6 protein-coding genes are annotated in these 6,562 nt (G+C 55.2%); 3 read left to right on the top strand and 3 right to left on the bottom strand.

The features are described 5' to 3' along the window. Positions 1–172: 172 nt before the first annotated feature. From METPAY_RS13830 to METPAY_RS13820, 3 genes are read right to left on the bottom strand one after another with little or no spacing between them, the layout of a single operon-like run. Positions 173–499 carry a dihydroneopterin aldolase family protein gene (locus METPAY_RS13830; protein WP_048153152.1) on the bottom strand — a complete coding sequence of 109 codons (327 nt, stop codon included), beginning with the start codon at positions 497–499 and terminating at the stop codon, positions 173–175. 38 nt (positions 500–537) lie between these two features. Further along, positions 538–2,658 carry a minichromosome maintenance protein MCM gene (locus METPAY_RS13825; protein WP_048153151.1) on the bottom strand — a complete coding sequence of 707 codons (2,121 nt, stop codon included), beginning with the start codon at positions 2,656–2,658 and terminating at the stop codon, positions 538–540. A 26-nt stretch (positions 2,659–2,684) separates the two neighbouring features. Next, positions 2,685–3,659 (bottom strand): replication factor C small subunit, encoded by a 975-nt coding sequence (locus METPAY_RS13820; protein WP_048153150.1) that lies wholly within the window; start codon positions 3,657–3,659, stop codon positions 2,685–2,687. Between the two features lie 162 nt (positions 3,660–3,821). On the opposite strand from METPAY_RS13820, the gene METPAY_RS13815 reads away from it, so the two are divergent. The 3 genes from METPAY_RS13815 to METPAY_RS15590 all read left to right on the top strand — a co-directional run. Next, positions 3,822–4,541: a hypothetical protein gene (locus tag METPAY_RS13815; protein WP_048153149.1), complete on the top strand. Its 720-nt coding sequence runs from the start codon at positions 3,822–3,824 to the stop codon at positions 4,539–4,541. Positions 4,542–4,571: 30 nt separating this feature from the next. Further along, a complete protein-coding gene (locus tag METPAY_RS13810) occupies positions 4,572–5,327 on the top strand; it encodes a metallophosphoesterase (protein WP_048153148.1) in 756 nt (251 codons plus the stop codon). A 1-nt stretch (position 5,328) separates the two neighbouring features. Further along, on the top strand, positions 5,329–6,562 hold a 1,234-nt coding region (locus METPAY_RS15590), incomplete at its 3' end, for a DEAD/DEAH box helicase (RefSeq protein WP_048153174.1).

Genomic DNA, 6,562 nt, shown 5'->3' with positions numbered 1-6,562 from the left:
CCCGTGTGGGAGTGATCCCGTGCGACCACGACGGCTTTGTGACAAGGAACATATGTGTCCCGCCGGATCTTTTGAAATCTTTTACCGCCTCCATCCCGCGGCCGTTCACGGGATCGATGTGAATGTGGTCGTCGGTTATGGGGATCTGCGGGGGTTTCATGGTTTTATTGTTTCATTCTATGCTGAGAATCTTCATCAGCGGGTATTCGTTCTCGAGTGCGAGCTTCGCACGGCATACTGCATCGCCGACCTTCGTGGTGATCGAGACGTCGAACATCTTTCCGGCGAGTTCGCTGTAGCCGAAGGAGTTTAGGACCATTAGTCCGGTATCTATCCTGACTTTTATATCCGTTACAAAGGGCTGGAGCCCGACGGCGTTCTCGATCGCAGTCTCTACGGTATGTGCGGTTTCAGGCGAGATGGGCGTTCCTACCCACTGGTGGTAGAGAGCCCCGAGTTTTATTCCCGCTTCGAATGCGGCCTGTATCTTATCGTCCATATTATCACGAATATTGATTTTTTCTTTTGCTTTCTTATCTATATTAATTTGATAATTCCGTGCCTCGGCTCCATCGCCTCTCCGGTCCGGAGCATGTCGTCGATCCTCTTCCTTACATCGTCCTTGTGGTGGCCCTTCTGCTCCATGGTCTCGATGACGACATCGATCTTTGCATATCCGGATTCATCGGCTGTGCTGCGGATAGTCTCCTTTATCTCCCTGATGATGTCGCGCCTCTGTTTGGGGATGCCGGTCACGAGCTTGTCGATGTCGAATGTGCCGCTGTTCGGGTCGTATGCGACGTCCTTCAGGCAACGGTCTACGATCCTGACGACCCTTTCTGCGTCCTCTCCCTCGATCTTCTTGCTGAGCCTGAGCCTGGCACTCGCCTCCCCGAGCCTGACGAGTGCTTCGAGCTGCCTTGCAGTCACAGGGACAGGTTTGTTCTCGTCGGCAAGACCCCTCAGGTTGAGGTAGTAGTGCATGAGCTGCTCCTTTGCCTCGTCGGTGAGGATCGGGAAGCAGTTCCTCTTTGCATATGCGATGTATTTCCTGAACAGCCCCGGTTCGATCTCCGGCGTGACCGGTTTCAACGCCTGCTCGATGTAGTCCGAATCGACACCTTCGATCGGCTCTTTCTTTATGTGCTCGATCAGCTCTCCGACCCTGTGCGACTTCAGGATATGCTCACCGATCGCACGGTCGAGTGCTTCGTTGGGCTGGTCCTTCATGACGAATATCAGGTCGAAACGGGAGAGGAGCGACGGCGGCATGTTGATCTGTTCGGCCATAGGTGCGTACTCGTCGAACCGTCCCATCTTCGGGTTCGCCGCACCGAGCAGTGCGCATCTCGACTTCAGGGTGGCGGTGATTCCGGCCTTCGCGATCGAGATCGACTGCTGTTCCATCGCCTCGTGAAGTGCACTCCGGTCCTCCCTCGCCATCTTGTCCATCTCATCCACTGCCGCGATACCCATGTCCGCAAGGACGAGAGCTCCGGCCTCAAGAGTCCACCTTCCGTCGCCGAACTCATCCTTGACGGCCGTTGCAGTGAGACCTGCGGATGTCGAGGACTTTCCGCTCGTATATATTCCACGTGGCGAGAGCTTTATGACATATCTCAGCATCTGCGACTTTGCAATACCCGGGTCACCTACGAGGAGCATATGGATGTCGCCCCTGAGGTGACTGCCGTCGGGCAGCTCCTTCATGATACCGCCGAAGAGGATCAGCGATATCGCCTCCTTGACCTCCTCGTTTCCGTAGATGGACGGTGCGATCGAGCTTGCAAATTTCCGATAGACCTCGTGATCCTTACTCAGCTCTACGATCGCCTTTTCGTCCTCGTCGCTGATGTTTACTTCTTCGAACTCCTTTTCGCCCATCTCGATCGAGTTCGCCTCGATGTAGATGTCGAAGAGGGAGCTCTTGTTCCCGTAGGACACCCGCTGGATCGATCGCAGGATTCCGTTGATTATTATCCTGTCGCCGGGTGCGGCAAGTGCGACGAGATCGTCGGTCACGTCCACGTCGATCGTCTGAGGCTGCTCTCCGCCCCTTAGACCCTCGGGCGACTCCTGGATTCGTATCTTCTGGACGTCCACAAATTTCGAGAGCGACGGGACGATCTCCATCTTGGTCTGCCGCTCGCACTGGGTGCACGGCCTGTATGGTTCCTGGAATTTTCCATAGCCCTGCTTTATGGGCGGGGTGAGCGTTCCACACTGGAGACACCGGAAGACGGCATAGGTCAGGCGGGGCCGGACCTCGGTGACCTTCCTGACGATACCCTCGACCGAGATGTAGGTATTGATATCGTCCGCCCTGATGTCCCTTACCGCGACCTTCTTCGGGAGCCCGATGAACCTGATATTGATGTAGTCGGCCTTTTCCTCTTCGTCACGGGTAAAGATCAGGTTGTAGTTCTTTACCGCGTCCCTGACATCCTCGATGACCTTCCCCGGGTTCCTGAGGAGCTCGTCTGCGAGCTCAAGACCTTTTTTTCCGTGCTTCTCCAGCTTGCGATAGTCGATTACGAGAGATTTTTTGTGCGGGAACTCCCTTGCGATCTCGCCGAGCTCCGCCTTGTAATGCTTCTTTAAAAAGCGGTTCCAGTCTCCCGCCTTATCGGTTATCTTTACCTCTTCTTCTTCGGCCACCTGTTAATCCTCCTGGTTCTCCGTCCTTATTTGACGCTGTTCTCTGCGCTGAGAATGCACTTTGCAAGCAGGGCTTCCATCTGGATGTTCGGGTTCGCCCCCTCGCTGATCCTGAAGTCAGCATCTCCGAGATGGCTGATCATCTCGACCTTCAGCTTTCTGTCGATCTCCTGGTTGTCTATGAGAGTCCTGTAGAACTGGTTGAGAAGTTCGAGCGGGGCGATCCCCCTCCCCGTGATGAGCCCGTTCAGTTTGTGCTCCGCGGCATTAAAGTTGCCGTCCATTATTATACTGAGAAGCTCCCTGATCTCGTCCGGTCTTGCGGTCGACGTGATCTCGTAGATCATCTCCTCTTTTATCTCAGGGCTTATGATCGCTCCGCCCTGGAGTGCGTTTATCGCCTTTCGCATGTCGCCCTGTGCAACGTAGATGATTGCACTCATGGCGTCTTCGGTTATGCTGAGCCCTTCGGTCTTTGCGATCCTGTTGAGCTCCTCGGTTACCGCCTCCCTGTCGAGCGGCCTGAAGCGGTATATTGCGCACCTGCTCTGGATGGGATCGATGATCTTCGACGAGTAGTTGCACGAGAGGATGAACCTGCACGTATACGCGTAGTTCTCCATCGTTCTCCTTAGCGCCGCCTGCGCATCGTTCGTGAGTGCGTCGGCCTCGTCGAGGAAGAGGATCTTGAACTCCGCACCGCCCATCGGCGCCGTCCGTGCGAACTGCTTGATCTGGTTTCGTACCACATCGATTCCCCTCTCGTCCGATGCGTTCAGCTCCCTGAAGTTGACCTGCCAGTTCTCCCCGAAGAATTCCCTGGCGAGGGCGACCGCCGAGGTTGTCTTGCCGATCCCCGCCGGGCCCGTGAAGAGGAGGTGTGGCAGGCTGCCGGTTTTGACATATGATTTCAGGCGTGCGACGATCTCCTTCTGCCCGACAACGTCGTCAAGGGTCTTCGGCCTGTATTTTTCCGTCCATATCGTATTGTTCTCGTCCATCCGCTATGACCTCTCAAAAGGTAATGCTGTATCAGTGGTGTATAATGCTGTATTATTCAGGCAATGTCTTTAGGTTTTGTTTTGATTTATTATGGCATCATCGATCCTATTATTGCATGACGGGTAAGATTTTATTTGTAACTCCGGAGATTTATTTTAAGTATGCTGCATCCTGCAAAAGGGCTGTTCGCCTTTGAATTCAACGAATCGGCAGAGTCTGGTGCCGGTGGCTGCATCTCGCCTCTCGGGGAGGTGTTCGATACGGTCAGTGTTGCAGGAGCTGTTTCCGGGGTTGAAACATCCCGTGTTTCAGGGAAGGTTACTGCGAGAGTTTCGGATCCGACAGGTGTCTTCCTTGTGGACGGCGGGAAAAAGGATTCATCAACAGGCAGGTCTCTTGCAGGAGCAGAGGTTCCCTCGTTTGTATCTGTTACGGGGAAGGCGACTGCTGACGGCGGGATGCACATTATTGCCGAAGCGGTAATTCCCGTGGACAGGAGTGCCCGGGATTCATGGGCATGTGCTGTCCTCCGGGATACTATAGAGAGGATGGAGACATCTCTTGATAATGAAAATGCGAAACCGGACCTGAAGGATATGTGCCGCTACGCTGGGTTTGTAGAACGTGTTTTTGATGCGGTCTGCGAATCTTCATCTTCAGGAGAGGACGGCTCCGGCTCTCCCGGGAGCCCCGACTATTCGGAGAAGATACTGGAGATTATTGATATCAATTCAGGTAAAAAGGGAATGCTGGTCGAAGATCTGATTAATACCTGTAAATCGTCCGGACTAAGCGAAGCGGATATAAAAAGAACAATAGGATCGCTTGTGGAGGATGGCGAGTGCTATCTCCCTGCCGGCGGGTACATAAGGCGGCTGTAGCCGTTTGGTTATTTTATTTTTATCAGTAGTATGAAACCCGAATTTCTCCCGGAGGGCCCTGCGTTTGTCGTCGAAGAGGACGACCTGAGGATACTTGTCGTAGCTGACACACATTTCGGGGCGGAGTCCGAGTTGTCCAGGAAGGGCGTTCATATCATGAGCAATACCCCGGAAAGGCTCCGGAGGCTGCTGGACTGCATAGATGTCTCGGGCGCTGATCTCCTCCTGCTACTCGGGGACGTGAAGGATTCTGTTCCGGTCACATCGTGGCAGGAGAAGAGGGAGATGCCCGAGATCCTTGATGCGATCAGGGCGAAGATCGACCTGAAGGTTCTTCCCGGAAACCACGACGTGGGAATCGAGCTGTTTCTTCGCAAAGACGAACTCCTCCCGAAGACAGGCTGCATGATCAGGAATACCGGCTATATGCACGGACATACTTTTCCATCCCCTGAGATTACCGGCGGCCTGATCGTCGTGGGGCATCATCACCCGGTCGTTCATCTTTACGACGAAGTCGGCTGCTTCATGAGAGGTGTCCCGTCATTCGTCCTCGCGGAGATCGACGATGAACTGCTCGATATGAAAGGTCTCCGGCCGGGAACCCGCGTCCTCTTCGCCCCGGCGTTCTTTGAGCTTGCGGGAGGAATGGACGTCTGCGAAATGAAGAAGAGCGGGCTGAGCCCTCTTTCTAGGTGCATTAAAGAGGAGACCGCCGACGTCTTCCTCGCGGACGGGACATATATCGATACCATAGGGGGGATCATCGCTGCCAAAAGCGATTGATATGCTTGATGCGGAGATCCGGAAGCTTCTCGACAAAAGGAGCTTCGAAGAACTCTCCGACACCCAGGAGGAGGCGATACCGCCGATCATGCAGGGGCATCATACGCTCTGCATCGCACCGACAGGAACGGGAAAGACCGAGAGCGCGATGCTTCCGGTATTCCACAAGCTCCTCAGGGATGAGAACAGGGGCAGGGGATTCCGTGCACTCTATATCACTCCACTCCGGTCGTTGAACCGCGACATCCTCTCAAGACTCGAATGGTGGTGCGGAGAGCTCGGCCTGACCGTAGGCGTCCGTCACGGCGATACGACACAGGCGGAGAGGGCACGCCAGTCGAAAAATCCGCCCGACCTCCTGATAACCACACCCGAGACCGTCCAGGCACTCTTCATGGGAAAGAACCTGAGGGAGCACCTGAAGAGTGTCAGGTATGTCGTTATCGACGAGATCCATGAGCTTGCCGGAAGCAAGAGGGGCGCCCAGCTCTCGGTTGCACTCGAACGGATCGTCGAACAGGCAGGGGAGTTCCAGAGGATCGCCCTCTCGGCGACTGTCGGAAATCCGGAAGATGTCACCCGTTTCCTCTGCGGGGACCGGCCGTATCATCTCGTGAACATCCCTTCGGCCCCGAGGCTTTCCATCGACGTGAAGTACGCGGGAGGCGAGTTTTCGTCGCAGGCGAAGTTCGTATCGAAACTTATCGATAAGAACGAGTCCGTCCTGATATTCGTCAACACCCGCACCACTGCGGAGGCGCTCGGCCAGCAGCTCTTCGATCGCGGGGATGTCGAGGTGCACCACGGCTCGCTTTCGAGGGAGGTGAGGATCGAGGCCGAGGAGAAGTTCAAAAACCGGAAGGTGAAGGCGTTGATCTGCACGTCCTCGATGGAGCTCGGGCTCGACATAGGCCATATCGGGCATGTCCTCCAGTTCGGCTCTCCGCGTGAGGTCTCGCGTCTCCTCCAGCGTGTCGGGCGGGCGGGGCACAGGCTGGACACGGTTTCGAGAGGGACTATACTTGCAACCGGCTTCGACGATCTTGTCGAGTCGCTCGTGATTGCGAAGAAGGCGATGTCGAACGAGTGCGAAGACGTGGTGATCCCGGAGAATGCCGCCGACGTTATTGCGAACCAGGTCTCCGCGATGGCGCTCGAATACGGCGAGATCCCTGAAGAGAGGATCGTGAAAATTCTTGGCAGGTCTGCGGTTTTCAACAGTTTCGAACCGCTTC

It is taken from the genome of Methanolacinia paynteri (genome assembly GCF_000784355.1).
Lineage (GTDB): Archaea > Halobacteriota > Methanomicrobia > Methanomicrobiales > Methanomicrobiaceae > Methanolacinia > Methanolacinia paynteri.
Note: the sequence above shows the minus strand (reverse complement) of the source record. Positions and strands in the feature narration are given on the sequence as shown.

Coding starts and splice junctions, on each gene's coding strand:
- METPAY_RS13830 (WP_048153152.1), bottom strand. CDS start 499: ATGGACGATAAGATACAGGCCGCATTCGAAGCGGGAATAAAACTCGGG.
- METPAY_RS13810 (WP_048153148.1), top strand. CDS start 4,572: ATGAAACCCGAATTTCTCCCGGAGGGCCCTGCGTTTGTCGTCGAAGAG.
- METPAY_RS13815 (WP_048153149.1), top strand. CDS start 3,822: ATGCTGCATCCTGCAAAAGGGCTGTTCGCCTTTGAATTCAACGAATCG.
- METPAY_RS13820 (WP_048153150.1), bottom strand. CDS start 3,659: ATGGACGAGAACAATACGATATGGACGGAAAAATACAGGCCGAAGACC.